The sequence below is a fragment of the Corynebacterium lizhenjunii genome (assembly GCF_011038655.2).
Classification (GTDB): domain Bacteria; phylum Actinomycetota; class Actinomycetes; order Mycobacteriales; family Mycobacteriaceae; genus Corynebacterium; species Corynebacterium lizhenjunii.
Window position 1 is genome coordinate 1,205,127 of sequence record NZ_CP064954.1, and the last position, 24,826, is coordinate 1,229,952.

General features: G+C 60.9%; 23 protein-coding genes, 1 tRNA gene and 1 pseudogene. 13 read left to right on the forward strand and 12 right to left on the reverse strand.

Translation table 11 applies throughout. The features are described from left to right. Window positions 1–104 precede the first annotated feature (104 nt). The 4 genes and pseudogenes from G7Y31_RS05580 to G7Y31_RS05595 form a co-directional block, all read left to right on the forward strand. Window positions 105–1,091, forward strand: a complete 987-nt coding sequence (locus G7Y31_RS05580; protein WP_165007976.1) for a pseudouridine synthase — start codon at window positions 105–107, stop codon at window positions 1,089–1,091. After that, a complete protein-coding gene (gene cmk, locus G7Y31_RS05585) occupies window positions 1,091–1,786 on the forward strand; it encodes a (d)CMP kinase (RefSeq protein WP_165007978.1) in 696 nt (231 codons plus the stop codon). Before G7Y31_RS05580 ends, cmk begins: the two co-directional genes overlap by 1 nt. Further along, window positions 1,779–3,425, forward strand: a complete 1,647-nt coding sequence (der, locus tag G7Y31_RS05590; RefSeq protein WP_165007980.1) for a ribosome biogenesis GTPase Der — start codon at window positions 1,779–1,781, stop codon at window positions 3,423–3,425. The genes cmk and der overlap by 8 nt, the downstream gene beginning before the upstream one ends. A gap of 167 nt (window positions 3,426–3,592) precedes the next feature. Continuing rightward, a pseudogene (locus G7Y31_RS05595) lies at window positions 3,593–4,458 on the forward strand (anaerobic C4-dicarboxylate transporter family protein); the annotation flags it as partial. Between the two features lie 12 nt (window positions 4,459–4,470). Here G7Y31_RS05595 and G7Y31_RS05600 read toward each other — a convergent pair. Beyond that, window positions 4,471–5,259, reverse strand: a complete 789-nt coding sequence (locus G7Y31_RS05600) for a class I SAM-dependent methyltransferase (protein ID WP_165007982.1) — start codon at window positions 5,257–5,259, stop codon at window positions 4,471–4,473. Window positions 5,260–5,368: 109 nt separating this feature from the next. Here G7Y31_RS05600 and G7Y31_RS05605 point away from each other — a divergent pair, with 109 nt between their 5' ends. Beyond that, on the forward strand, window positions 5,369–6,361 hold the full coding sequence (locus G7Y31_RS05605; RefSeq protein WP_244977448.1) for a CE1 family esterase: 993 nt from the start codon (window positions 5,369–5,371) through the stop codon (window positions 6,359–6,361). On the opposite strand, the gene G7Y31_RS05610 is transcribed toward G7Y31_RS05605, so the two are convergent. The 4 genes from G7Y31_RS05610 to G7Y31_RS05625 form a co-directional block, all read right to left on the reverse strand. Next, a complete protein-coding gene (locus G7Y31_RS05610) occupies window positions 6,358–7,629 on the reverse strand; it encodes a site-specific DNA-methyltransferase (protein WP_165007984.1) in 1,272 nt (423 codons plus the stop codon). The genes G7Y31_RS05605 and G7Y31_RS05610 overlap by 4 nt on opposite strands. A 94-nt stretch (window positions 7,630–7,723) precedes the next feature. Beyond that, window positions 7,724–7,797: transfer RNA gene (locus G7Y31_RS05615), tRNA-Pro, on the reverse strand. Between the two features lie 94 nt (window positions 7,798–7,891). Continuing rightward, complete coding sequence (locus tag G7Y31_RS05620; RefSeq protein ID WP_165007986.1) at window positions 7,892–8,296, reverse strand: YchJ family protein; 405 nt, start codon at window positions 8,294–8,296, stop codon at window positions 7,892–7,894. After that, window positions 8,286–9,446: a bifunctional alpha/beta hydrolase/OsmC family protein gene (locus G7Y31_RS05625; protein ID WP_165007988.1), complete on the reverse strand. Its 1,161-nt coding sequence runs from the start codon at window positions 9,444–9,446 to the stop codon at window positions 8,286–8,288. Before G7Y31_RS05625 ends, G7Y31_RS05620 begins: the two co-directional genes overlap by 11 nt. 98 nt (window positions 9,447–9,544) lie before the next feature. On the opposite strand from G7Y31_RS05625, the gene secA2 reads away from it, so the two are divergent. The 5 genes from secA2 to G7Y31_RS05650 all read left to right on the forward strand — a co-directional run bounded on the left by secA2 (window position 9,545) and on the right by G7Y31_RS05650 (window position 14,703). Continuing rightward, window positions 9,545–11,842, forward strand: a complete 2,298-nt coding sequence (gene secA2 / locus G7Y31_RS05630) for an accessory Sec system translocase SecA2 (protein ID WP_165007990.1) — start codon at window positions 9,545–9,547, stop codon at window positions 11,840–11,842. A gap of 133 nt (window positions 11,843–11,975) precedes the next feature. Next, the gene (gene odhI / locus G7Y31_RS05635) at window positions 11,976–12,407 is read left to right on the forward strand and encodes an oxoglutarate dehydrogenase inhibitor Odhl (RefSeq protein WP_165007992.1); all 432 of its coding nucleotides are present in this window, start codon (window positions 11,976–11,978) and stop codon (window positions 12,405–12,407) included. A 54-nt stretch (window positions 12,408–12,461) separates the two neighbouring features. Further along, a complete protein-coding gene (gene ftsR, locus G7Y31_RS05640; RefSeq protein WP_235923067.1) occupies window positions 12,462–13,211 on the forward strand; it encodes a transcriptional regulator FtsR in 750 nt (249 codons plus the stop codon). 171 nt (window positions 13,212–13,382) lie between these two features. Next, window positions 13,383–13,961, forward strand: a complete 579-nt coding sequence (locus G7Y31_RS05645) for a DUF151 domain-containing protein (protein ID WP_165007994.1) — start codon at window positions 13,383–13,385, stop codon at window positions 13,959–13,961. Window positions 13,962–14,160: 199 nt separating this feature from the next. Then, window positions 14,161–14,703 (forward strand): MerR family transcriptional regulator, encoded by a 543-nt coding sequence (locus tag G7Y31_RS05650; RefSeq protein ID WP_413227972.1) that lies wholly within the window; start codon window positions 14,161–14,163, stop codon window positions 14,701–14,703. 124 nt (window positions 14,704–14,827) lie between these two features. Here G7Y31_RS05650 and G7Y31_RS05655 read toward each other — a convergent pair whose 3' ends face one another. The 3 genes from G7Y31_RS05655 to G7Y31_RS05665 all read right to left on the reverse strand — a co-directional run bounded on the left by G7Y31_RS05655 (window position 14,828) and on the right by G7Y31_RS05665 (window position 18,261). Continuing rightward, complete coding sequence (locus G7Y31_RS05655) at window positions 14,828–15,634, reverse strand: vWA domain-containing protein (protein ID WP_165007998.1); 807 nt, start codon at window positions 15,632–15,634, stop codon at window positions 14,828–14,830. A 297-nt stretch (window positions 15,635–15,931) separates the two neighbouring features. After that, window positions 15,932–16,801, reverse strand: coding sequence for a 3-methyladenine DNA glycosylase (locus tag G7Y31_RS05660; protein WP_165008000.1), 870 nt, complete (start codon window positions 16,799–16,801; stop codon window positions 15,932–15,934). 20 nt (window positions 16,802–16,821) lie between these two features. Then, window positions 16,822–18,261, reverse strand: coding sequence for a DEAD/DEAH box helicase (locus G7Y31_RS05665; RefSeq protein ID WP_165008002.1), 1,440 nt, complete (start codon window positions 18,259–18,261; stop codon window positions 16,822–16,824). 254 nt (window positions 18,262–18,515) lie between these two features. Here G7Y31_RS05665 and G7Y31_RS05670 point away from each other — a divergent pair, with 254 nt between their 5' ends. From G7Y31_RS05670 to G7Y31_RS05680, 3 genes are read left to right on the forward strand one after another with little or no spacing between them, the layout of a single operon-like run. Further along, on the forward strand, window positions 18,516–19,829 hold the full coding sequence (locus tag G7Y31_RS05670; protein ID WP_165008004.1) for a hypothetical protein: 1,314 nt from the start codon (window positions 18,516–18,518) through the stop codon (window positions 19,827–19,829). A 52-nt stretch (window positions 19,830–19,881) separates the two neighbouring features. Further along, entirely contained in the window at window positions 19,882–20,463 is a 582-nt protein-coding gene (locus tag G7Y31_RS05675; protein WP_235923066.1) for a hypothetical protein, read from the forward strand. Window positions 20,464–20,512: 49 nt separating this feature from the next. Continuing rightward, complete coding sequence (locus G7Y31_RS05680; RefSeq protein ID WP_425321657.1) at window positions 20,513–21,112, forward strand: hypothetical protein; 600 nt, start codon at window positions 20,513–20,515, stop codon at window positions 21,110–21,112. A gap of 139 nt (window positions 21,113–21,251) precedes the next feature. Here the strand turns inward: G7Y31_RS05680 and G7Y31_RS05685 are convergent, their stop codons facing one another. From G7Y31_RS05685 to gndA, 4 genes are all read right to left on the reverse strand, one after another. Next, on the reverse strand, window positions 21,252–21,902 hold the full coding sequence (locus G7Y31_RS05685; RefSeq protein WP_165008006.1) for a response regulator: 651 nt from the start codon (window positions 21,900–21,902) through the stop codon (window positions 21,252–21,254). 24 nt (window positions 21,903–21,926) lie between these two features. After that, a complete protein-coding gene (locus G7Y31_RS05690; protein WP_165008008.1) occupies window positions 21,927–22,118 on the reverse strand; it encodes a hypothetical protein in 192 nt (63 codons plus the stop codon). 95 nt (window positions 22,119–22,213) lie between these two features. Then, entirely contained in the window at window positions 22,214–23,344 is a 1,131-nt protein-coding gene (locus G7Y31_RS05695) for a sensor histidine kinase (protein WP_165008010.1), read from the reverse strand. 8 nt (window positions 23,345–23,352) lie between these two features. Beyond that, window positions 23,353–24,819, reverse strand: a complete 1,467-nt coding sequence (gndA, locus tag G7Y31_RS05700; protein ID WP_165008012.1) for an NADP-dependent phosphogluconate dehydrogenase — start codon at window positions 24,817–24,819, stop codon at window positions 23,353–23,355. Window positions 24,820–24,826: the final 7 nt, after the last annotated feature.

The following is a 24,826-nucleotide window of genomic DNA, read 5'->3' on the forward strand; positions in this document are numbered from 1 at the left end:
TAACCGCGGGAGGCTTCAGACAGGTAGGATGTGGGGCCAGACCACAGTGGACTCCGTACAGGTGTCCATCAAGATTTCCATATAGTAAGGACACGTGATTCTTCGTGACTCCACCCGCTCGCCGCGACGGCACACCGGAAAGGAAGCAGCGTGATAGTGACATGCTGCTGTCCAACGCCAAGCCTGCACGCCGCCAACATGTAAAACGCGCAGACCGCAATGCAAAAGCGCCCGCCACTGGCAAGGCCACAGCCGAGTCGGTAGCCCAGGCATTGGGTGCCGATTGGCTGGTAGAGGACCTGCGCGGTGCGGGCGGGAGCAGGCACGCTGAGGCTGAGGGGGCATCGGCAGACCAGGCGGCAGGTGAGCGCTTGCAAAAAGTCCTGGCTAAAGCCGGGGTGGCCTCGCGCCGTCATGCGGAAATCCTTATCGACAAGGGCCGCGTGGAGGTCAACGGGCAGGTCATCACCAAGCAGGGCACCCGCGTGAACCCCAACGTGGACGTGATCCGCGTGGATGGCGTGCGTATTAATGTCAATGAGAACCATCAGTATTTTGTGTTGAATAAGCCGCGGGGCATGCAATCGACCATGTCGGACGATTTGGGCCGTCCTTGCGTGGGCGACGTGGTGGCAGAAAAGGTCGCCGCAGGACAACGGTTGTTCCACGTGGGCCGCCTGGACGCTGATACTGAAGGCCTGTTGCTGCTGACCAACGACGGCGAGCTGGCCAACCGCTTGATGCACCCGCGCTACGAAGTCTCCAAAACCTACCTGGCAACGGTGCTCGGGGAGGCGGACAGGAAGCTACTGCGCACCCTCAAGGAGGGCATAGAGCTGGAAGACGGCCTGGCACAAGTGGATTTTGCGCAGATTGTGGACAAGAACCAAGGTTTGTCTCTAATTCGCTTGGAGCTGCACGAGGGCCGCAAGCACATTGTGCGCCGTATGCTCAAGGAGGCTGGCTATCCGGTGCAGCGGCTGGTGCGCACAAAGATGCACACCGTGCAGTTAGGGGACATGAAGCCTGGCAGCCTGCGGGCGCTGAATTCTAACGAGCTGACCAGCCTATATAAGGCGGTGGGGATGTAATGATTAGTAACTTGGCAGATGATGGTTTGATTGTGGCTGTGGATGGGCCTTCGGGCACTGGGAAGTCCTCGACGTGCCGGGCGTTGGCAAAGCAGCTGGATGCGCGCTATATCGACACGGGGGCGATGTATCGTATTGCCACGTTGGCGGTGTTGCGCGCGGGTGTGGACCCGGCAGATAATGCTGAGGTGATTGCTGCGACGGCGGATTTGCCGCTGGAGGTTAGTGACGATCCTGATTCGAAGCAGGTCTTTTTGGCCGGCGAGGACGTTTCCCGGGAGATTCGCGGGGATGAGGTCACCCGCGCGGTTTCTGCAGTTTCTGCTATCCCGCAGGTGCGGCACAATTTGGTGGAGCTGCAGCGCAAGCTGGCGCGCACGTCGCACCGGGCGATTGTGGAGGGCCGCGACATTGGCACCGTGGTGCTTGCCGATGCCCCCGCAAAGGTCTACCTGACTGCCTCCGCGCAGGTGCGTGCCCAGCGCCGCTATGAGCAAAATCTTGCTGCAGGCATGGAGGCCGACTTTGACGCTGTGCTTGCCGATGTCCAGCGCCGCGACGCCGCGGATTCCTCCCGCGCCACCTCGCCGCTGCGACCTGCCGATGATGCCCGCGTGGTGGATACTTCCGACATGACGTTGGACGAGGTTCTCGACTGCCTGATTGAGATTGTGAAGGAGACTGCACATGAGTAATTCCCCAACCGGTAGCTCGGGACATGAGCAGGAGCCGGAAACTGTATTCCACTATCCTCATGGAAAGTTGGAGGAAGAGGAAGTGCGCGCACCCCATGATGGGTGGGCGGATGCCGACTTTGAGGAGGCAGACTTTGGTGACTTCGACTTTGATGAGGCCGAGTTTGATTCAGCCGGGTTCGACGACTCTGAATTTGGGAAGCCCGAATTTGGAGATGCTGAATATGCCATTGGCGCCATCAACGAAGAAGCGCTGACGGAAGAGCAATGGGCGGAGATTGAGCGCGCCTATGGCGTTAACGCCGATGGACATATTGAAGAAAACCTATGCACGGTAGCTGTGGTGGGCAGGCCCAATGTGGGCAAATCCTCCCTGGTGAACCGCTTCTTGGGCCGACGTGAGGCTGTGGTGGAAGACCACCCGGGCGTTACCCGCGACCGTATTTCCTACGTGGCGGAGTGGAACGGGCAGCGTTTTTTGGTTCAGGACACCGGCGGGTGGGACCCCAACGTCAAAGGCATTCACGCGGCGATTGCCCGGCAGGCGGAAGTGGCAATGTCTACGGCGGATGTCATCGTCTTTGTGGTTGATACCAAGGTGGGCATCACGGAGACGGACTCGGTAATGGCGCGCAAGCTGCAAAAATCGGATGTGCCCGTGGTGCTGGTGTCCAATAAGTTTGACTCGGACAACATGTACGCGGACATGGCGGAGTTTTATGCCCTGGGATTGGGCGATCCCTGGCCGGTATCTGCCCAACACGGCCGCGGTGGCGCGGATGTGCTCGACGAGGTCTTGCGACTGTTCCCAGACCAGCCCCGGGCGGCGTCGATTACCTCTGGTCCGCGCCGCGTGGCCCTAGTGGGCAAGCCGAATGTGGGGAAGTCTTCGCTGTTGAATAAGTTCACGGGCGAGGAGCGCTCCGTGGTAGATAACGTGGCGGGTACGACTGTGGACCCGGTGGACTCGCTGGTCCAGCTGGATCAGCAATTGTGGAAGTTTATTGATACCGCTGGCCTGCGTAAGAAGGTCAAGAATGCCCAGGGGCATGAGTATTATGCCTCCCTGCGTACACGCGGTGTAATCGATGCTGCTGAGGTGTGCGTGATGCTCATTGATGCCTCTCAGGAAATCTCTGAGCAGGACCAACGCGTGCTTAACATGGTGTTGGAAGCCGGCAAGGCCTTGGTCATCGCCTTTAATAAGTGGGATCTGATGTCTGAGGATCGCCGCTACTTCTTGGACCGGGAAATTGAGCAACAGCTGGCGCACCTGCCGTGGGTTTCGCGTATCAATATCTCTGCCCAGACCGGCCGTGCCCTGCAGAAACTCGAGCCAGCCATGCTGGAGGCGCTGGATTCTTGGGACCAACGCGTCTCCACCGGGCAGCTGAACACCTGGTTGCGTGAGGCTATCGCGGCTAATCCGCCACCGATGAAGAATAACCGTCTGCCGCGGGTGCTTTTTGCCACCCAGGCGTCTACGCAGCCGCCAACCATCGTGCTGTTTACCACCGGCTTCCTTGATGCCGGGTACCGGCGCTACCTGGAGCGCAAGTTCCGCGAGCGCTTTGGTTTCCACGGCTCGCCCGTGCGAATTGCGGTGCGGGTGCGCGAGCGTCGTACGAAGAAGCGCTAGCCCTCGCGCCTAAGGCTCGCCCCTGCTGCGGGCATGCTGTCTACGGCCCGCCCACCGGGCATGCTGCCTATTGTCTGGCCGGATGGCATAATGCTAAAGGCCCCCGCGGCGGGCATAGTGCTAGACGCCCGCCCAGCGGGCTAAACGCCCACTGTTCGCCCTGCGGGTGTCGAACCGGGCATGTCGTTTATACGATGTTTCCCATCATTGAGGATATCGCCTTGAAGAAGGGCATTCGCCCCGAATGCCCCATGGCTGTGGCCTCCACGTCTGTGCAGATGGGCATTCCGCAGATATTGATGGTGGCCATTCCCGCCTCACTGTCCGGAGTGGTGCTCGCGGCACTGTGGTCGCTGCGCCGCGGCAAGGATCTGGATAAAGATCCGGTGTTTCAAGAAAAAATGCAGGATCCGGAGTTTGCGCAATCGATCCAAACCTCTAGCCATTCCCTGCTCGACGAGGTATTCCCGGCCAGCGCAAAACGCTCTGTGGTCATCTTCCTGTCCGCCATCGGCCTCGTGGTGTTGCTTGGTGCTGTAGAGGCTCTGCGACCATCCTTTCCAACAGAAGATGGTGAGCTCAAAGCCTTGTCGATGAACCTGGCCATCCAAATGGTCATGCTGGCTGCTGGTGCTGCGATCTTGATTCTGTGTGAAGTAGATAATAAGAAGATTGCCTCCACCCCGGTGTTTAAGGCTGGTATGACCGCAGTGTTTTCCGTCTTTGGCGTAGCGTGGATGGCCGACACCTTCTTTGAACACCACGTAGAGGCCCTGGAGGCTAGCCTGGGCGGGGTAGTTGAAAGTGCACCGTGGGCATTGACCCTGCGGTCATCGTCGGCTTCTACGGCGCTGCCTATGGCTATTTCATCCTGCCTACCTATCCCTCAGATTTGGCGTGTATTGGGTTTGACCGTACGGGCACCACGCGCATCGGCAAGTTTGTGATCAACCATTCCTTTATTATTCCCGGCGCGATTTCAGTGTTCACGTCCTGCGTGGTCGGCTCCCTGCTGGCGGGAGTGCTGCTCTAGCTTAACCTTCGGCTATTCGCGTGCGAGCAGGAACGCGTCCGTGCGGTAGGGGATAGCTAGCTCTTCGTCCGGGCTGTGCCCCAGGTGCTCGTAGAGGTACCAGTCCAGGTTCTGTGTCATTCGCTGGCGAACGCTCGAGCCGTTGCGCAGCCAGTAGGCGCGAGTGTGCATGAGGCTGTGCAGCTGGGGCGGGGTGAGTTGGTGCTCCCATTGCAGCCTAAGCTCCCGATGCCCCCGCCACGGCCCGGCTATCCTGGGCACAAAGCCCCGGGCGTGCACATCACCGGAGTGCATAATGCGGCTAAGCCGTAGCACCCACGGGGCGGCCTCGACATCAATGGTGTTCCACACCAGTAGAACGTGCCCGCCGGGGCGAATGATGCGGTCGAGTTCCGTGCACGCGGCTTCCACATCGACCCAATGCCAGGCCTGAGCGCAGGTGGCGGCATCGACACTATTGTCTGCAAGCCCGGTGGCTTCGGCGGTGGCTTGCCAGACGGGGGCATCGACAGACTCCCGCAACTGGCGGCACATCTGCTGGGAAGGATCCAAGGCGAGAACCTGCGGGGCGTGCACGGTGCGGGTAAATTTACCAGTGCCCGCGCCGATGTCCACCACGCGCTGCGCACCGCGCAGCAAATCTGCTACCTCTAGCGGGTACCCCGGGCGGATGTCATCGTATTCATCTGCCCCCTGCTCGAAAGCAGCGGCGCCAGCCAAACGCTGGGACGGGGTACTAAAACGTGGCTCTTGGCGGCGCGACGGCCGCCGATATGCGGGGTAATTAGCAGGCAAAGACATGGCCTTTAACTGTAGCGCGCACGGGGGTAAGTGGTAACGTTAAGACGCCGCCGGGGCGCTGTGTTCCAGGCGGCATGGTTGTCTGTAGTCCTGGGCAGGAGGGTTGTTCGTGAGCTCCCGGAGGATGCTGTGCTCCATCATCACGGCCGCTGTAGCGAGTGTGGCCTTGGTAGGATGTGGGAGCACTGCCCCGGATGACAAACAGCAGGCGCCTTCTTCTGCCGCGAGTGCCAAGCCGAGTGCTTCGGCATTGGGATTTCCCACCTCCTCGCCGATTTCTGGCCCGGAACCGGGGGAGATCAAGCGCATTAACCTGCCCAGCGGGCGTTATTTCCTATTGCGGCTGCCGCAGAACTACTCTGCGCAGCGCCAGTGGCCAGTGCTGTTGAGCTTCCATGGCTGGTCCGAGACCGCAGAGACCATGTCTGCCTACACTGATTTTGATGCCGCACAGGCCATCGTTGCTTTCCCCCAGGGGCAGGATAAGGCGTGGGCCCCGGCACCCTATGCGACGGCAACGGGGGAGCAAGACGTGGCGTTCGTTCGCGCGGTGGTCGACGCCATCCGCGCCACCTATGCGGTAGATGACCACCGTATTTATGCCGCCGGGATGTCTAATGGCGGGGGATTTGCTGCCTATCTCGGTTGTCAGATGCCCGAAGTCTTTGCCGCCGTGGCGTCAGTTTCTGCCGCCTACTATGACAAGATCCACGATGGTTGCCGGGAGTACCACGCGACGCCGGTGGGAAGGCTGGATATTCACGGCACCGATGATCCCGTGGTGTCATATTTTGGTGGGAGCCGCCATGGCGAGTCCTATAGTTCCGTCATGGACGTCCTGAGCAATGATGAGCAGCGCAATGAATGCAGCGAGCAGATCGTCACCACACGCCTGTCTAATAATTCCGTGCGCATGTCCTGGACGGGATGTAGCGCACCGCTGGAGCATATCCGTATTGGCGGCGGTAGCCATGTTTGGCCCGGCGGCAAGTATGACAAGAGCAATGGCCTGCCGGAAGGCTTTGCTTCCGATGCCGTCTTGGATTTCTTCGCTATCCCCGGACGCGTCGCTGGAACCGAGAATTCTGCCAATGAGGTCTAGCCTGCGTTTGTCTCTACGACGTCGATGACGTCCACCACCGCCCCTGGGAGGTCTTCTCCGGTTGCGGGAACCCCTTGCAAGGTAGCGCGCGCCCGGGCAATGCAGACATCGGCAAGCGTGGCAAAGCCCGCAGCGCGGGCAGGCGACGAGGGTTCAGTAGGTACCGGCAGCTGCGCCAGGAGCACGCTGCGGGTCCCGCCATCGGCGGCATTGAGCTCAGCGACTGCCTGCGCGGTAGTTCCAGAGCCGGCAAAAAAGTCCAAGACCACGGCGTCCGGCCCACCGCACAATGCCAGCAGGTGCTGAACCAGCCGCACGGGCTTAGGAAAGTCAAAGACCCCTGCCACTCCCAACGCCGCCTCTGCCTCCCGCTTGCCCGTGCGGGTCACGCCAAAGCGCTGACCGTCTAAGACACTGCGTGGGCGGGCGCCGTGCTTTTGATAATTCTTGGTATAGACAAACCCACGGCGGAAAACCAGCTCATCGCGCTGCGCCGCGACCTTTTCCTGGCTCCAGCGCCAGCGCGCCACCTGCGTGCGGCCCGCCGGGTTATGGGGCCGGTATTGCTGCCCGTCTGGCCCAGTGATGGTGAAATCCAAACTGGGCAAGTAGCCCAAGGTTTTCGAGTCCAGGCGCACTAGGGAGTAGCGGCCGTGCTCATCCTCGTAGTTGTACTTGGTGCTCGTGTGTGCCTGGGCGTCTACGTTAAACCCGGGATTGTCCGCAGTGCGGGCGTAGACCAGCACATATTCGTGTTCGACTATGGCGTACTTGGAGTCATTCTTCCCAGTCCCGCCTTTCTTCCAGATCAACTGGCCGGCAAAGCAATCCTCTCCAAAGACCTCATCGGCGACTTTGCGCAGGTTAGCGCACTCGTCGTCGCCGATGGATATGCAGATAAAGCCGTGCGGGGCCAGAACTTGGCGGGCAAGGACAAGCCGCGGGAGCATCATGGACAGCCAATCAGCATGCCAGCGCCCGTAATCAGCTGTACTGGAGGGGCGTCTGCGACGGAAGTTATCCCGGTACATAAAGTCGCGACCCGTGTTATACGGCGGGTCAATATAGATCACGTCCACGCTGCCCGGTTGGGTCTGGGCCAAGTGCTTGAGTACGTGCAGGTTATCGCCAACGTAGACCCGGTGGGCAGCAGGCCGAGTAGTGGAGCGGTTCCGGGGGCGAAACTCGGCGGGGCTAGGTGCTTCAGCGAGGGCGCGCGCGGCTTCCTTACCCGGCCACACCAGGCCAAAGAAAGAAGCACTGGTCATGGCGGGTAGTCTACCGTAGTCAGGGGTCGTTGTCGCATGGCGGAGGGGCGGAAAGGAAAAGCAGACTAGGAAGGATTCCTAGTCTGCCGGTTTGTCGGGCTAACAGGATTTGAACCTGCGACCCCTACACCCCCAGTGTAGTGCGCTACCAAACTGCGCCATAGCCCGTCCGTTCGCCGCACCCGTGAGTGCCGCGGACGGCTCAAGATTACACCATTGCAATCCGGTGGCCAAGTGCCCAGGTAGCCGGGCGTTTGCGGGACTATTCTACCTCGCCGGAGCTGTAGTACCAGCGGCCGTTGTGCCGGTGGAAGGTGGAGCGCTCACGCTGCGAACCGCTAGCCGCGCCTTTGTAGAAGGCCTCGAATTCCACCACGCCGGTGCTGTCAAACAATCCACCGCCTTCGGCGTGCACAATCTCCAGCCGGTAAAAGCGCACCGGCATATCTTCGAGGTTGAGCTCGCTGGGACGTGTTCGCGGGTCCCAGGTGTCTAGCAGGTAGCGGCTATCACCGGTAACAAACGCACTAAACCGTGAGCGCATCAGCGCCTCAGCAGTGGGGGCGGGCTGGCCCGCGTGGTATTTGCCGCAACATTGGTCAAAGGATAATCCGGTGCCGCACGGGCAACGCTTTGGCGGCAGCTGAGAGGGCGGTTTAGGGGGCATCGGCAAGCTCAATGCTAGAGAAGAGCACTGGCAAGTGGGCGGGGGCCGCGGCGGCAAGCAACTCTTCGCGCTGGGCAGCGGTGAGTTCACCCACAATGTTGATGTGCCGGACAAAGGCCTGCGGGCCCTGCTGCTCGACCCGCACCGAGACATCCTCGACCTTGAGGGTGGGGTCCTTGCGTGCTGCGGCCAAAATCAGCTGGGTGCTAGCCACTGACAACGACGACATAAACAGGCCCTCGGCAGTAAAGCCCTGACCCTTGCCGCCGTCGGCCTTGGAGCGGTCTGCAAACACCTCCCGGTTATTGCTGCGCGCCACCACGCCATACTTGGTACCGATGGCCTTGTGGGTCAGCGCGGTGTTGATGTCGACTTCTTCGGGGGAGTTGTCCGGCACCAGGAACTGCTCCGCCCACGCGCCAATCAAATCAGCGGCACGGGCGGCGGCGCCCTGCTTAGTAAGCAAATGGTCTGCCTTATCCAACGCCACCAGAGACTTCGGGTAGCGGGTGGATTTAAAGATGTTCTGGGCGTTATCAATGCCCACGGTCTGATCAATCGGCGAGTGTAGCACCATCAGCGGCTTGCGCAGTCTGCGCAGGTACACTATGGGGTCGGTCTCTGCCAGATCCTCCAAGAAGGTCCGCGAAATGGTCAATTTTCGCCCGCCTAGGGTTACTTCGACCTCCCCGTGCTCATCGACTTCACCAATTTTATCGGCGTAGTGCAAAACAGAATGGGCAGGATCAAACGGCGCGCCCAGCGTGGCCACAGCGCGCAGAGAACGGATGGAACTGGCGGCTGCCAGGGTAGCGGCACCGCCCAGGGAATGCCCCATGAGCAGCTGCGGGGCCCGGTAGTGCTGCTCCAACCAAGTGGCGGCGGCCTGAATATCGGCAACATTTTGGCTAAAGCAGGTATCCGCGAAGTCCCCTTCGGACTGGCCTAGGCCCGGAAAATCAAAGCGCAGCGTTGCTATTCCAAAATTAGTCAGCTGCTTTGACGTCCGCGCCGCCCCTGGGGTGTGCCGGGAGCCTGCGAAACAGTGCGCGAAAATGGCGAATGCTACGGGTGGTGAATCTGGGAAATCGATGGTCCCGGCCATCGCAGTACCCGTACTTGAAGGTACAGTCACGTTCACGGAGTGCATGCGCTCTACAATAGCGAGCCTAACCAGGGTGGTGTTAGGCCAGGGGAGCCAGAGGTGATTAAAGTCTTGTGGGTACGTATTTTCCGAGGAGGGCACACATGGGCGCATTTGATTGGTTCTGGAAGGCGATGGGGGCGCAGTCTGAGCGCAACGACAAAAAGTCCAAGGCCATTGTGGATGGTTCCGCTGCTGCCACGGCAGATTTAGCACAGCTTGACGATGCCGCCGTGGCCAACGCCGCCCGTGCGGCCGTGGCCGCAGGTGCCATCGCGGACAAGCCAGCATTCCTGGCAGCTTTGGCTGTGGCTAGCCAGCGCACGCTGGGCATGGCGCCGCACCATGTGCAGTCCCAGGCGGTGCTGCGCCTGCTTGAAGGTGATGTGATCCACATGGCCACTGGTGAGGGCAAGACGTTGGTGGGCGCGATGGCCGCTACCGGGTTCGCCTTAACTGGCAAGCGAGTCCACTTGGTGACGGTGAATAATTACCTGGCTGGGCGTGATGCCGAATGGATGCGGCCCTTGGTGGAATTCTTTGGTCTGAGTGTGGATTCGGTGACAGAGGAGCTGGATGCGAAGCAGCGCCGCCAGGCGTATCAGGCCGATATTGTCTACGCGCCGGTGGCGGAGTTGGGCTTTGATGTCTTGCGGGATAACCAGATTACGGAGCGCAGCCAGGCTGTGCAGGCACGTGCGGACGTGGCCTTGGTGGATGAGGCTGATTCCGTGCTGGTCGATGAGGCCTTAGTGCCGTTGGTGTTGGCTGGCAACCGGCCAGGAGAGGCGCCGACCGGCCAGATTACGGCCGTGGTCGCTCGCCTGCGGGAGGGGCAAGACTATGTGATCAATGACGATGGCCGCGCGGTGTCTCTGACTGATGAAGGCGCCAGGCGGGTGGAGCAGGAGTTAGGGATTGACTCGCTGTACTCGGAGGAAAATATCGGCACTATTTTGGTGAAGGTGAACTTGGCGCTGCATGCGCGCGCCCTGCTTATCCGCGATATTCACTACATTGTCAACGAGGGCAAGCTTTCGCTTATCGATGCCTCCCGCGGCCGCGTAGCACAGCTGCAGCGCTGGCCTGATGGCCTCCAGGCCGCAGTAGAAGCTAAAGAGGGCCTAGAGGTCTCGGAAGGCGGACGCATACTTGACACCATCACGCTGCAGGAGTTGATGCGCCGGTACCCGTTGGTGTGCGGGATGACTGGTACTGCGGTAGAGGCGACTGATCAGCTCCGCGAGTTTTATGGGCTGCGGGTGTCTGTCATTGAGCGCAATAATCCACTGCAGCGTGTAGATGAGGCCGATAGGGTCTATGCCACCATCGCGGAGAAGAACCGGGCCATCGTTGAAGAGATTGAACGGATTCACGCCACTGGGCAGCCCGTCTTGGTAGGCACCCACGATGTGGCGGAGTCTGAGGAGCTAGCCGCAGCTTTGCATGAGCGCGAGATTGCGGTCAATGTGCTCAACGCTAAAAATGACGCGGAGGAGGCCGGCATTATTGCCCAGGCCGGCGATCTGGGCCGGGTAACGGTTTCTACCCAGATGGCTGGACGCGGCACCGACATCAAGCTCGGCGGGGCTGACGGCGCCGACCACGCTGAGGTCATTGCATTGGGCGGCTTGGCTGTAATCGGGACCTCGCGATATCGCACGTCCCGGCTGGATAATCAGCTGCGTGGACGGGCAGGGCGCCAAGGCGATCCGGGGACTAGCGTGTTTTTCATCTCTCTGGAAGACGACGTTGTGCGCCAAGGTGGCGAAGACGAGTCTCTATCTGCGCGACCGGATGCCTCCGGCCGGGTGGATTCTAAGCGGGTACGCGACTTCATCGCCCATTGCCAACGCGTCACCGAAGGCCAGTTGCTAGAGATCCACTCCCAGACGTGGAAGTACAACCAATTGTTGGCAGATCAGCGCATTATCATCGACGAGCGTCGCGCCAACCTCTTGGACAGTGATCAAGCCTGGCAGGAGCTTTCCCAACGCGCGCCGGCGCGCGCCGCCGAGTTGCGCGATGCCGGCCTGGACGAAGAGGTGCTAGAGCGGGCGGCGCGCACCATCATGCTGTATCACCTGGACCTGGCATGGGCAGATCATTTGGAGGTGATGGACGACGTGCGTGAGTCCATTCACCTGCGTGCGATTGCCCGGGAGACCCCGATTGCGGAGTATCACCGCATTGCTGTGCGCGAGTTCAAGCATCTGGCTCAAGATGCGGTGGATAAGGCCGTTGAGACTTTTAACACAGTGCGCATTGATGCAGAAGGCGCCCATCTGGAGGACGCCGGGCTGTCGCGACCAAGCGCGACGTGGACATACATGGTCTCTGATAACCCCCTGGCGGGAAGCGGCAACTCCGTACTGCGGGGTATTGGCAACATTTTCCGTTAGCCAGATTCAGTCAGATTCAGCCAGTTTTAGGAGTCAAACTCAGCCAGTTTTAGGCCGACTTAACCGCTGTGGCGGATACATGGCTATGATTGGTAGGCAGTAATTGTGTAGGTCCGACCCATCGGAGGAAATGATGAGCGAAAATACTGGAACCCCGGAGCCGCAGGTAGAGACCACCTCCGTCTTCCGTTCAGACCTGTTGAAGGAGATGGAGTCCGGCGCTGCTACTTCCGATAATGCCGCGCTTAGCGTAGATAACCTACCCGCTGGCCAGGGCCTCTTGGTAGTCAAGCGTGGTCCCAACGCTGGGGCCCGCTTCTTGTTGGACCGCGAGACCACCACCGCGGGCCGCCACCCGGAGTCCGACATCTTCCTGGACGACGTCACGGTGTCGCGTCGCCACGCAGAGTTTCGCATCAATGACGGCAAGTTTGAGGTTGTCGATGTGGGATCTCTCAACGGCACCTATGTCAACCGGGAGCCGCGCAACTCTCAGGAGCTGGCCGTGGGCGATGAGATTCAGATTGGCAAGTTCCGCTTGGTCTTTATCGCTGGTCAGGCTTAGTTCGCGCCACGTCTGTTACCCCGTCCGTTTCGATCTTTAGGTGAGCGTAGTTTAGTGAACGCAGCACGACACAGCTCGGCAGCCGTGCGCCCGCAAGGGCAGGCGGGCGCCAAGAAAGCTAAGACCATGTCCATTGGCGTGGTTCTTAATACCCTGAATACGCAGTTTCCGGATGTGACCGTATCCAAGATTCGCTTCTTGGAGTCCGAGGGGCTGATTACCCCGCAGCGTACTGCCTCTGGGTACCGCCGTTTTACGGAGGCCGACATTGATCGGCTGCGCTTCATCTTGACCACTCAGCGGGACAACTACACTCCGTTGAAGGTGATCAAGGAACAGCTTGATGCCATGGACTCCGGTCAGGTCACCGCTATTGTGGGGGCAGGCCAGGCTGAGACCCTGGTGTCTCCGGAACAGTTCCGCGCTCCGGCTGTCACTAGGCTTACCGATGCCGACGTTGCCGCACAGGCAAACACCACGGAGGAAGAGGTTGCCAACCTGGTCAAGCTGGGGTTGGTCACCCCGGATGTCTCTGGGTTCTTTACTGCTGATGATGTGGCGGTGATTTCCACCGCCCTGGCACTGAAGGCCTTTGGTTTCGATTCGCGCCAGATTAAGACTTTGCGCAATAACGCTCGCCGTCACGCCGATCTTATTGCCCAGGTGGCTAACCCAGTGGCCACTACCAAGTCAGACACCGCTCGCCAGCAAGCCGAAGAGCTATCCCAGCAGATGGCCGCCCTGGTGGTCTCCCTGCACGGTACCTTGCTCAAGACCGACTTGCGCAGCGAGTACCAGCCCTAACCTCGCAGCTTTGACAGTGCCGAGACCCCGCCGTGCACCGCCAGGCCTCTTCAGGAGGCAAGCGCAGGTGCACAGCGGGGTTTTGTGTCCGCGGGGCGGGGTAGACTATCGGCAACGCACAATACAGGACAACACTTGGCCCCACATTGCCGTGACTGAAAGGATGCCGTTATGACGCTGCGCAAGCTGGAATTGGTCGGAGTCAAAGAAGACGAGATGGAAACCGTACACTGCTTCGTTTTTGTGGAACCCGAGGAACAGCTGGTTATCCCGGTGTGGGCTTCTGGCTATGAGCCCTACTTGGCGGAAGTCTACCTCAAGGGGGAGCAAGACAACCGCTACCGCGCCATCGACGCGCTGCTTCGCTCGGCAGAAGCGATGGGTGGGGTGGAAAGTGTGAATATGTCCATCTACGAGCGCGGTCGTTTCTTCTTCACGGTGCGCAATAGTGATGGCCTGATGGGAGATATGGCTGTGTCGGAGGCCGTGATCATGGCTGACCACTTTGGGGCGCAGTTCACAATTGAGGAGACCCTGCTCAAGCGAATTGGCGTCTACACCACGCCAGAAGAATTGGAGGAGTACCTGGATACCACCATGCCCAAGGTGGCCAAGAAGAATAAGCGCAACCGCAAGAGCAAGGACTCTGCCGGTGCTGCGAAGCCTAATGACTTCCAAGCAGATAGGGACTTCGCGGATTTAATGCGCTCCCTGGGAGTCGAGGAAGACGATTTCGACGTGGGGGAGTAGCGGGGGTAAATTCCAGTGATGTAATGACACGCCTGTGACTAATGGTGCAAATGGGCTGCAAAGGGTCTAAAGTTCTACTTAAGAGTTTGCACGGTCCGCGGCATCTACTGCATCTTAAGGATGATTGACTGCACGGCCGACATCGCATTTAATGAAGCTTTAGAGACGTCTTAGTCTCCCAAGACCAATGGAGAACACCGTGAGCAATAACAACTACGTCCAGGAGTCCTTGTTTGACCTCGGCCCTGATGAGGAAGTGGGCTACCGCGTGCCGATTGCTTGCCAGGTTGCCGGGATTACCTACCGTCAGCTGGACTACTGGGCCCGCACAAACTTGGTTAGCCCCTCTATCCGCACCGCTCGCGGCTCCGGCTCCCAACGTCTCTACTCCTTCAAAGACGTCCTCGTGCTCAAGATTGTCAAGCGCCTGCTGGACACCGGTATTTCACTGCAAAACATTCGCCTCGCTGTAGATGGCCTGCGCGATCGTGGTGTCAATGATCTGGCCGAGCTAACCCTTGTCTCTGATGGCACTACCGTTTACGAGTGCCGCTCCAACGAGGAAGTTATTGACCTCCTGGCAGGCGGCCAGGGCGTATTCGGCATCGCTGTTCCAGGCATTGTGAAGGAGCTTACCGGGACCATTGCGGACTTCCCCTCCGAGCGCGTGGATGAGATGTTCACCGACAACGTCGTGGGCCTCGACGAACTAGCTGCCCGTCGCGAGCGCCGCACTTCTTAAACCACCAAACGCACAAGCCCCGGCCGTCTTTCAGTGAATCGCCACTAAAGAACGGCCGGGGCTTTGTATTAGTTTTCCGGGTTTTCGCTGGAGGCCTTCTTCGTCTTGGATGTATCGCGCAGTACTAATCCATGATTCCGGCAACGGTTGTTAGGGCTTGGCGCATCGAATTAGAATCGGCGGCGTTGGCCTCCGCGAATTGGCCCGCGGTGTCCTTGAGGACTTCGTCTGGAGTGTCGCCGACGTGGATGACGGCGAGCTGAACGGAGCCACCGGTGGCGTTGCTCACCGCCGAACGGAACTCTGCGTCGTCCATATCCGGCTCGGTGCCGGAGGTTATAAGGAGAACGCGGGTGGGGGTATCGGCGGCCTTGGCGTGCTCGTTGGCGTGAGCCAGTGCGGCGACCACCGCAGAGCGTGTGTGCGTATAGCCGCCAGTGCCAAACATGGTTACGGCCTGGGCCACGGGCTCGCCCGGACCGAAGCCCACGTTATTTCGGTAGCCCACGCGCGCCGTAGCTGACAGGGGACTGGAGTAGTTCCACAGGGCTACGGCGTGGCCTGCGGCGCTGGTTTGGCGGGCGGCATCGGCAAGAACGGGAGCTACCGCAGGGTAGGCCTGGGCCATGGCGGCGGAAGTGTCGAGTAGGAAGAGGGTATCGCTGAGTTGCGCCTGTGCAGGTGCAGGTGCGGGCGCGGAGCTCGGGGCCTCGGAAGTGGTCATTTCTGACGAAGTTGCCTCCGGGACGCTGCTAGACGAAGGCGCCGACGATTGCGTGGTGGATGCCACCGTGGACTCCACACGGCTGGGGGCGGCGGGCTGCGCGGTAGCGTCTGCTTTCGAATCATTCTGGTTGGCCACAATCCACACGGCGCCGAAAACCAGCGCCGCACTCACGGCGATGAGCAGTGCCACCACCCACCAAGCCATGGCAAACGTATTCTTCCCGTTAGCGTGGCGTCCCATAGTCAGCCCTGAAGTCCTTCCCGCCGGCGCGCGGAAATATACCCGCAAGCCAACCAAAACTGAACAAATCGTTGCAGCAAGTCTAGCCGCCACCACAGTATTGGACCGCGCGACAAGCCGCGTTCCCTGGAACCGGTGCCTCATAGTCGGGGAATTCCTCATAGCCGGGGAATTACGGGCAAGCCTGAGGGAGGAGACGGAGACGCGAGAGCTGCACCCGTAGCTACTATTCAAAAGCTACCAAGCCCTAACCGGAACCGCCTAGGGGGAGGCAGTGGCGGCGGTGTGGGCGGCATCGACAAGCGCAATGAGCTCCCGGCGCAAGGAAGTGGCGCGGCGGGCAAGCTCGCGCTGGCGGCGCACGTACTCAGCCTTGCCCTCCGGCGTCTCAATGGGCACCACTCCAAAACCCCAGTCGCGGCAGTCATAGGGGGAGGCCTCCATGTCCAAGGTGCGCGCGGCCACGGCCACATCAAAGGCCTGCAAAAACAACTCACCAGGCACCAACGGGCCTAGCTTCCACGCCCACTTGTAGACGTCCATGGAAGCATGCACACAGCCTGACTGGTCGCACTCGGGCTGGGTGGCGCGCTCAAGGACAGTCAAGTTCAGCGGGCGAGCCGGGGGAGTAAAGAAACGATAGGCGTCATAGTGCGTGCACTTGAGCCTGTGGGATTCCACCACCGCATTGGTGCCTTCAGCACCCAGCCGCAGCGGGAGGTCGTGGCGCGGGGTATCCGTGCGGTAGACCATGGCCCACTCATGCAGGCCAAAGCAGTCGAAGGTGGCCGGGTTATCAATAGTGCGCGCCATGAGATCACGCATGAAGATAAAAGACTCCCCACGCCGCGCCCACAAAGCCTTGAGGTCAACCGTGTGGGCGGGACCATCGGGGCCGGGGACGGTGCGGTAGTCGCGGTAGGTGGCATGAGGGGCATCGCCAGACACGGCCACCCCGAAGCCCGGGTGCCAGCGGCGCAGGTGGCTGGGGCGAACTGGATAATACTCAAAGAGGAAGTCATAGACCGGGTGATAGGACCCCGGGTGACGGAAGCGGGACAAACGATCATCCGCGGCGGCCTCATGGGCTTCTTGGCGCTCGCGCCAGTGGCTGGGGCGCAGGTAGTCCATCAATACTCCTTGGAGTGTGGCTAGCGGGAACGCTTGCGGGGCTGGTTGGCACGTTGTCCGCGTGGCGGGTTAGCTTGGCCGCCCTTGCTGGCGTTGCCACCGCGGCTGGAGCCGCCACCCTTGCTGGCGCCTTTGCCGGTGCCTCGACCTTGGGCGGACCTTCCTGCCTTGCTTGTCGGACGGCGGCGCGTCGAGTGCGTCGAGCGCGCAGCGCGGGTAGAACGGGCAGAACTGGCAGACGCGGGGTCATCAGGCTGACCAGGCGGCGGCAGTGGGACACCAGAGGGCTGGGCGGCGCCGAAGAGGCTGGTGAGGGCGGGGGCGCTGGCAGGGGAGTCGACGTCCGTGAGATCAACGGTGGCGGCGGTGACCCCGGCTTTGCGGATGAGCGTTGCCACTTCCGTTTGCTGCTCATCCATGACCAGGGTGAGCACGCGGCCCGATGCCCCGCCACGCGCCGTGCGCCCAGCCCGGTGCAGGTAAGCCTTGTGCTCTGCAGGGGGATCGACGTGAACCACCAAAGATACATCCTGGATGTCTATGCCACGGGCGGCTATATCGGTGGCCACCAAAACGGGGACCTCGCCAGAGGCGAAGCCCTCGATGGCGCGAGTACGCGCACCCTGGCCCTTATCGCCATGCAGCGGGTAGGCGTTGATCCCGGCGCGGCGTAGCTTCTTCGCCTGCCGGTCCACGCCGTGTTTGGTGCGCATGAACATAATGGTTTTGCCAGGGCGGGCGCCCAAACGCAGCACTACCTCATTGCGGTCATCGCGGTTACCTACGTAGGCCACGAAGTGCTCCATGGTGTCTACTGCGGCCTCCACGGGGGCGGTGGAATGGGTGGCGGGCTGGTGCAAAAACTCTTTAACCAGCTTGTTTACGTCCCCGTCTAGGGTGGCAGAAAACAACATGCGCTGGCCATCGGCGGGGGTCAGGCGCAGCAGCTTGCGCACCTGTGGCAGAAAGCCCATGTCTGCCATCTGGTCGGCTTCGTCGAGGGTGGTTATGCGGACATCGGAAAGCTTTAGGTAGCCCTGGTCGATCAGGTCTTGAGCGCGTCCAGGGGTGGCCACAAGCAGGTCAACGGGGCGGGCTAGCTGGCGAATGTGCTGCTTGATGTTCACACCGCCTACCACGGCCAACACGCGCAGTCCCAGCGCGGCTGCGGGCTCGTCCAGGCGCTGCTGGATTTGGGCGGCAAGTTCACGGGTGGGCGCCAGGATGAGTGCGCGGGGATGGCCCGGCCGGGATGCCCCGGTTCCTGCCAGGCGCGCCAGGGTGGGCAGGCCAAAGGTAAAGGTCTTGCCGGAGCCGGTGGGGCCGCGGCCCAAAATATCTTTGCCTGCCAGCGCGTCTGGAATGGCGGCTTGCTGGATGGGGAAAGGGGTGGTTATGCCTTGGCGCGCAAGAACCTGCACGATGTCCCGGGGAAGTCCCAGGGAAGAAAATGTAGTCATTGGCTCCAATCCTAGCGGGTGGGGGCGCGGGTGTGTACGAAAGTAGCCTCCTGCGCGCCGTCGGGAACGGAGAAAGTGCCACCTACGCTGCCGATGCCCCCTAAAGGCCCAGGTTAGCCCTCCGATCCACCAAAGTATCCTCTAGGCGCGGCAAGCTTGCTGTTGCCTGTGTAGCGGCCTAGCGTGTGATGTGCACACGCTCACACGGTGCAGGTGTGAGGCAAATGAATAAGAGTTAAAGGGATAAGGACAATATGCGTATGTTTCGCACGAACACCGGCGGCGCCCGGCGTGTTGTTGCCACAGTGGCCGCAGCATTGCTGGCCGTTCCGGTCGCCGGCGTGGGGCTAGCCCCGATCCCGGCACGGGCGGCGATTCCAGGAATCCCGCAGGGTTTTCCCATTGACAGGATGTACCAGGAGTGCGATCCCGCGCAGGCCCACGCGGAGGGCTACCCGGATTGGCGCTACGGGGAGACCGCCCGTCGCTACCTGTCTGATGGCACGGTGCAATTTACTAATACCACCCAGCAGAAGGTGAACTATAGCGCCACCATCGAGTCGGGGACGAACCACAAGATTGAGGCCAATTCGGCTGCGAAGCTGCCGTCGAATTGGAACACCACCGCGAAGTCTGACATTGGGCTGACATTGTCTAACGGCTGGATTGAAGGCGAAACCATTGGCCCGATTGAGCTGGGCCCGGGCGAGTCTTTCCGTGTGGAGTACGGCACGGTGGAAAAAGACTTTGTCTCCATGATGGTGGAGTGTCGCGATGGGTTCTTTGGCAATAACGCCGGCGCGGACGTGATCCGGGGTACAGGTCCTGCGGAGCGTTATGCGTGGGCGTACATCATCCGGGCGGATGGATCAGTAGATGACCAGGCCTTGGAGATCCCGGCGCGTGCACCGGGGGCCAACAGCCGGGTGCTCGATGGCGGTTATACCACCATGTCCGGCCCCAGCTTGGAAAAGATTGCAGATGAGAAGGTCGATTACTCCATAGCGCCGCGCGTGGAGCTTGATCGCCAGCAGTGGCCGGAGCAGGGCCAGGCTTGTCGCCCGCAGGATAGGCAGTGGCACCCACACAGCATTGAGGGCGTGGCGCCGACCTTCCGCAAGCCCGGCTACTCGCAAGATTTCCTCAACTGGACGGACGCTGACTACACCTACCGGGGTGTTACCGACCATGTTGTGGGCGCCAAGTTCAACGGCAATATGACGTGGATGGGCAACTTCGGCCGCCTGCCACAGGGGTGGCTGGAGTCTATCGATGCCGTCCACCGCGCCTACATGCCCGTGGGCACCCCGCTGGAGCCCATTGCGCTCAAGCCAGGGGAGCGGGTGCGCGTCGAGTATGGCACCACCATGTTGCGGGTGAACTATAGCGAGCTACGTTGCGGGCGCGACGGTACCTACAGCATGATTCACCGCTTGCCGCAGGCATCGGCACCCACGGGATTTTGGGCGGAGGCAACCATCACTGCCCCAGACGGCACCAAACGCGTGGTGGACGTGACCCCACCGGATTGGCGTGAGCTGCCCGTTCCCACCCAGGCGCGGTACTAGACCAACCGCTTGCCCCCAATTCATCTAGTTTGATCCTCGAAGGAGAACTCCCATGTCCATTCGTCGCATGTCCCGCCGGGTTTCGGCTTCCGTGGTTGCTTGTGCCGCCATGAGCGCGTTGGTGGCCGCACCGGCCACCGCGTTGCCCACCCGCAATTTCGGCCCGGCCAACCCCACCACCATTGGCGCGGCCTGCGCTAATCCAGGCGATACCGGCCAGACCGTCGAGCGCGTGCGCACCTACTTCGACGGCTCTGCCGGCGCGTGGACCATCGCCAACTACAACAGTGAGCCACTGCCCATTACCCGCACCATCACAGAGACCAAGACCAAGACGTGGAACATTTCCGCCAGCATTAACTTCGACATAGTCAAGCTGGTCAACGTCAGCTTCGGCGCCAGCTACACCGACACCCAGTCCTACCAGGTGGGCGACACCGTGGGCCCATACCCGCTGGCCCCAGGCAAAACCGCTGTGATGCGCGCGGGCTGGGTGGTCTCTGACTTCCGCGGCGAAAAGACCGTCTGCGGCCAAGACGGCACCTGGCAGGGCACTGGCCAGACGTTTACCGCCACCTTGCCGGCAGAACGCCACGTGGAGGTCTCTGCCCGCGACAACATTCAGTTCAACTAATCCCACTTACAGGCAAAACCGGCCTCGGCCAGGAGCAAAGGAGCACAAGATGATGCGTGTCAAGCCCATGGTGCGCGCCGCCGCCATCGCCATCACCGCTACTGCCGCCCTCGTGGGCGGAAGCGGTGCAGCCACCGCCGTTGACAGCGCCGCCGCCTACCGCCTGCCGCAACGCTGGAATGACGACTACCAGCCCGGCACCTATTGCTCCACGCCAGGGGCGCGGGGCATGTACGTGGAGGCACAACGGCTGTGGTTCAAGCAGACCGATGCCACCAGCGTGGCCAACCGCAATGACCACGCCGTTCCGGTCAAGCACACCGTCAAAGACACCCGCACCCAGACCACACAGGTTTGGGGCAAGGCCACCCCGAAGGGGGAGGTGGAAAAGTACCTCAGCAGCACCTATGGCTTCCACTATGTCCACCAGGTGCATTGGTCCATTGGCCAGACCGTGGGTCCTTACACACTCGAATCTGGTGAGCAAGGCAAGCTGGTGTGGGGTTTTATGATGTTGGATGCCTCCGGTCAAGACGTCACCTGCAGCACCGACCAGGAATGGGTCCGCACCGGCAGGCCCTATTCCATCAGCGCGCCCCAGTCCCGCTACTCTGAACTTCAGCTTGCCGATGCCCCCGTCTTCGGCTAGCTGCCCCTAACTCAGAGTTCTGCCAGCCCCGCGCGGCTCAGCCCAACATGCGGCGTGCCAAAGCCCCGGAAGCTCGACGCTTTCCGGGGCTTTGCTGCTGCGGTAGGCAGGGACGGGGAGGAAAGGGGGCATCGGCAAGCTAAGAGCCAGCACCGCCAAGGATTTTGGCCACCAAGTTAAGCCGGGAGCTGGCGCCGAACGTCACGATGAGCTGGGAGACGTATTTCTTGACCGTTGACTCCGCGTAGCCTAAAGCCTGCGCGATGTCGGAATTAGAATTGCCCTGGGCCAGCAGACGCAAGACGTTGATCTCGCCCTCGCTGAGATCGTGGGAGGCAATCGCCGCGGCCACCGGGTCACGCTGGGGCTGATTGCCAATGTAATCTACCAGGCGATTCATCGCCATCGGAGCCACCACGGTGCCGCCGTGAACGGCTTCGCGCACCGCGTCAATAATGGACTGCGGGCGCTGATTCTTCAAAATATAGCCAGCTCCGCCCTCCTTGAGAATCTTGACCATCGTGTCATCTGAATCAAAGGACGTCACAGCCAAAAACACGGGAGGGTGCTGCAGAGTCTTGAGGTTCTGCAGCAAGGTTATGCCGTCCATGCCCGGCATGTGGATATCAGCGAGGATGAGATCCGCAGGCACCGAATCGAGCATACGCAGGCACTCGGTGCCATTACTGGCCTCGGCGACGACCCGGATGTCCTCGGTGGTCTCAAAATAGAGGCGCAAAGAGGAACGAACCAGGGGGTCATCGTCAACGATGAAAACGTTAATGCTCATGGGCGCGGCATGCCTGGCGAGACTCTAGTGGCACCACCAGCGGGTGGGGTAGAGATCGCAGCGAACCAGATCCGTGTACTGCTCAATGTAGGACTTGTAGGGAACGAACCCAACGCTAGAGTGCGCGGGGGTGGCAGAAGCTACAGCTGCCGGGGACGCAATGACCAAGGCAGCAGAAGCCAGGGCCACGGATGCCAAAGCGCGAACAGAACGCATGTGGGAACCTTCCTATGTGGGCGAATTACTGTGTGGGTTATATCCTACTATGTTGGGTGCTTGTGGCTGAATGCCTGCGGCGTAATTCCTGCGGCTTAACGGCCCCGGCGCAGCGCAGAGTGGGGAAGCTGGATGCGAGTCACCCACATCTTGCCCTGGGGTCCACCCTGGTAGCTTCCACCCACGTGTGCAATGCGCTTGGCTATGTCCTCCAAGCCAATTTCTGTGCTGAGGTAGCGCGGGGGCTGGGCGGAGGCGGTGGTTGAGCGCAACTCAATGTGGATCGTGTCTTCGCGCTCAATCGCCATCAGCCCAATGGTGCTGTGCGGCTGCGCGTATTTGATCAGGTTAGCTGCGAGTTCGGTAAAGATCTGTCCAATGTCTGTAGGCACCGCCCGGGCAGCGAGCTTCGGGGACAAAGAAAGCCGGGGAGTACACACAAAGCCGTGGCTGCGCAAGTAGGCGCCCAGCTCCTCTAATCCAGTCCCGACTGCGTAGATTTCCTGGGGTAGGTAGAACTCTCCGGATGGCCGGAGCTGATGGTTTTCGTCCTTCATCACTCGCAACAACTCGCGGACTTCGCCCATGGCTTGGCGGGCGTCTTCTGCAATCGCGGTGGCGTTGTCTGCCACGGAGCCTTCACCACCGGAGCGTAATGCCAGGGCCTCCGAGCGCATGACCACGGAAGTCAGCGTCGCCGCTACCGAGTCATGCAAGGCGGTAGCCAGGGCCTGGCGTTGGCGTTGCGCCTGGGCCTTGAGAGCCCGCTTTTCTGCCGCTGAACGCCGCACGGACATCCCCACAATTGTCGATACCACATAGAGACTGCCTAGGAACAGCGCTGGAAGTGGGGCGAACGTGGCTTCACCGTTGCGATGCGGATCAAGCATGGACAGCACCATCATGACCACACCGTAAATAGTGGCCCAGACCCAGCCGCGCCGGTAGGACAAAATGCCTACGACCATAAAAGACCACACCAATAGCAGCAGTGAGCGCCATTCTGTGTGCCAGCAGCCCAGGCCCAGCAGGCCCACGTAAGCGGTGGCTCCCCACACCGGGTAGAAAGCAACTAGCGGAGTGAGCATGATGCCCACTAGGGCCAAGACCGCACCGCCAAAGGTGAGCGCGCTGCTTTCTGCAATCAGCGACAAAATAGCTAGGCTGACAACGCCAGTGACGGCTAACCAGGTAAACGAGCTCTTGGAGGCGGTGGCGGTGGGCATGGTGGAGGCTAGGCGTCCGTTTGGGTCAGCGAGCGGTCGGTGGACCACTCGATATGGAAGGTTCCGGGGCGGTCGGTGCGCTTGAACGTGTGGGCGCCGAAGAAATCGCGTTGGCCCTGCACGAGCGCTGCGGGCAGGCGCTCAGCGCGCAACGAGTCGTAGTAAGACAGTGAAGACGCAAACACCGGAACTGGCAGACCCAACTGGGTGGCTGCGACAATAACCCGCCGCCACGGATCAATGAGCTGGGACAGCTCTGACTTGAAGTAAGGATCCAGGATCAGCGCGGGCAGCTCTGGGTTGGTGTCGTAGGCCTCACGGATGCGGTCGAGGAACTTCGCGCGGATGATACAGCCGCCGCGCCAAATGGTGGCCAAATCGCGTGGATCCACGTTCCAGTTGTGTTCCTCGGAGCCAGCCTTGATCTCATCGAAGCCTTGGGAGTAGGCGATGAGCTTGGCGGCGTAGAGGGCGCGGCGAACATCCTCAATGAAGACCGCCCGGTCGATACCCAGTGCAGCAATATCGGCCGCAAGGGTTCCGGCCGGCAGGTTGCCCTCGCGGGCGGCGGCGCGCTGCTGCGTGGCGGAAGAAAGCGCACGGGCGAAAACGGACTCTGCAATACCGGTAACGGGCACACCGAGCTCGAGGCCGTTGATGGCAGTCCAGCGGCCGGTGCCCTTTTGCCCGGCAGCGTCGACAATCACATCAACCAGCGGGCTTCCCGTCGCCGGATCGACCTGCGCCAGGACCTCTGCGGTGATCTCAATGAGGTAGGAGTCCAGGTCCCCGCTGTTCCACTCGCGGAAGACTTCAGCGATTTCCGCCGGCTCCATGCCCGCGCCGTAACGCAGCAGCTGGTAAGCCTCGCCGATGACCTGCATGTCTGCGTATTCAATGCCGTTGTGGACCATCTTGACAAAGTGGCCGGCACCATCGGGACCAATGTGCGTCACGCACGGAGTTCCGTCCACCACTGCGGCAATCGACTCCAAGATAGGGCCGAGGGTCTCCCAAGATTCCACCGGGCCGCCGGGCATGATAGACGGGCCATTGAGCGCACCCTCCTCGCCACCGGAGATCCCAGCGCCTACGAAGTGGCGGCCGCGGGCAGCGACTTCCTTCTCGCGACGGATAGTGTCGGTGTAGAGCGCGTTGCCGCCGTCAATAATGATGTCACCTTCATCCATGGCTTCACATAGCTGCTCTATAACAGCATCCGTCGCAGCACCTGCCTGCACCATGATGATTGCCTTGCGCGGGCGCTCCAGGGAGGCCACGAAATCCTCGATGCTCTCTGCCGGGACAAAATCTCCCTCGTTGCCATGCTCAGCGACGAGTGCGCGAGTCTTTTCCGGGCTGCGGTTGTACACTGCGACGGTGTTGCCGTTGCGGGCGAAATTGCGGGCCAGGTTGGAGCCCATAACAGCAAGGCCGACAACACCAATTGAGGCGGTAGCGTGTGGTTGAGTCATGCGGCCT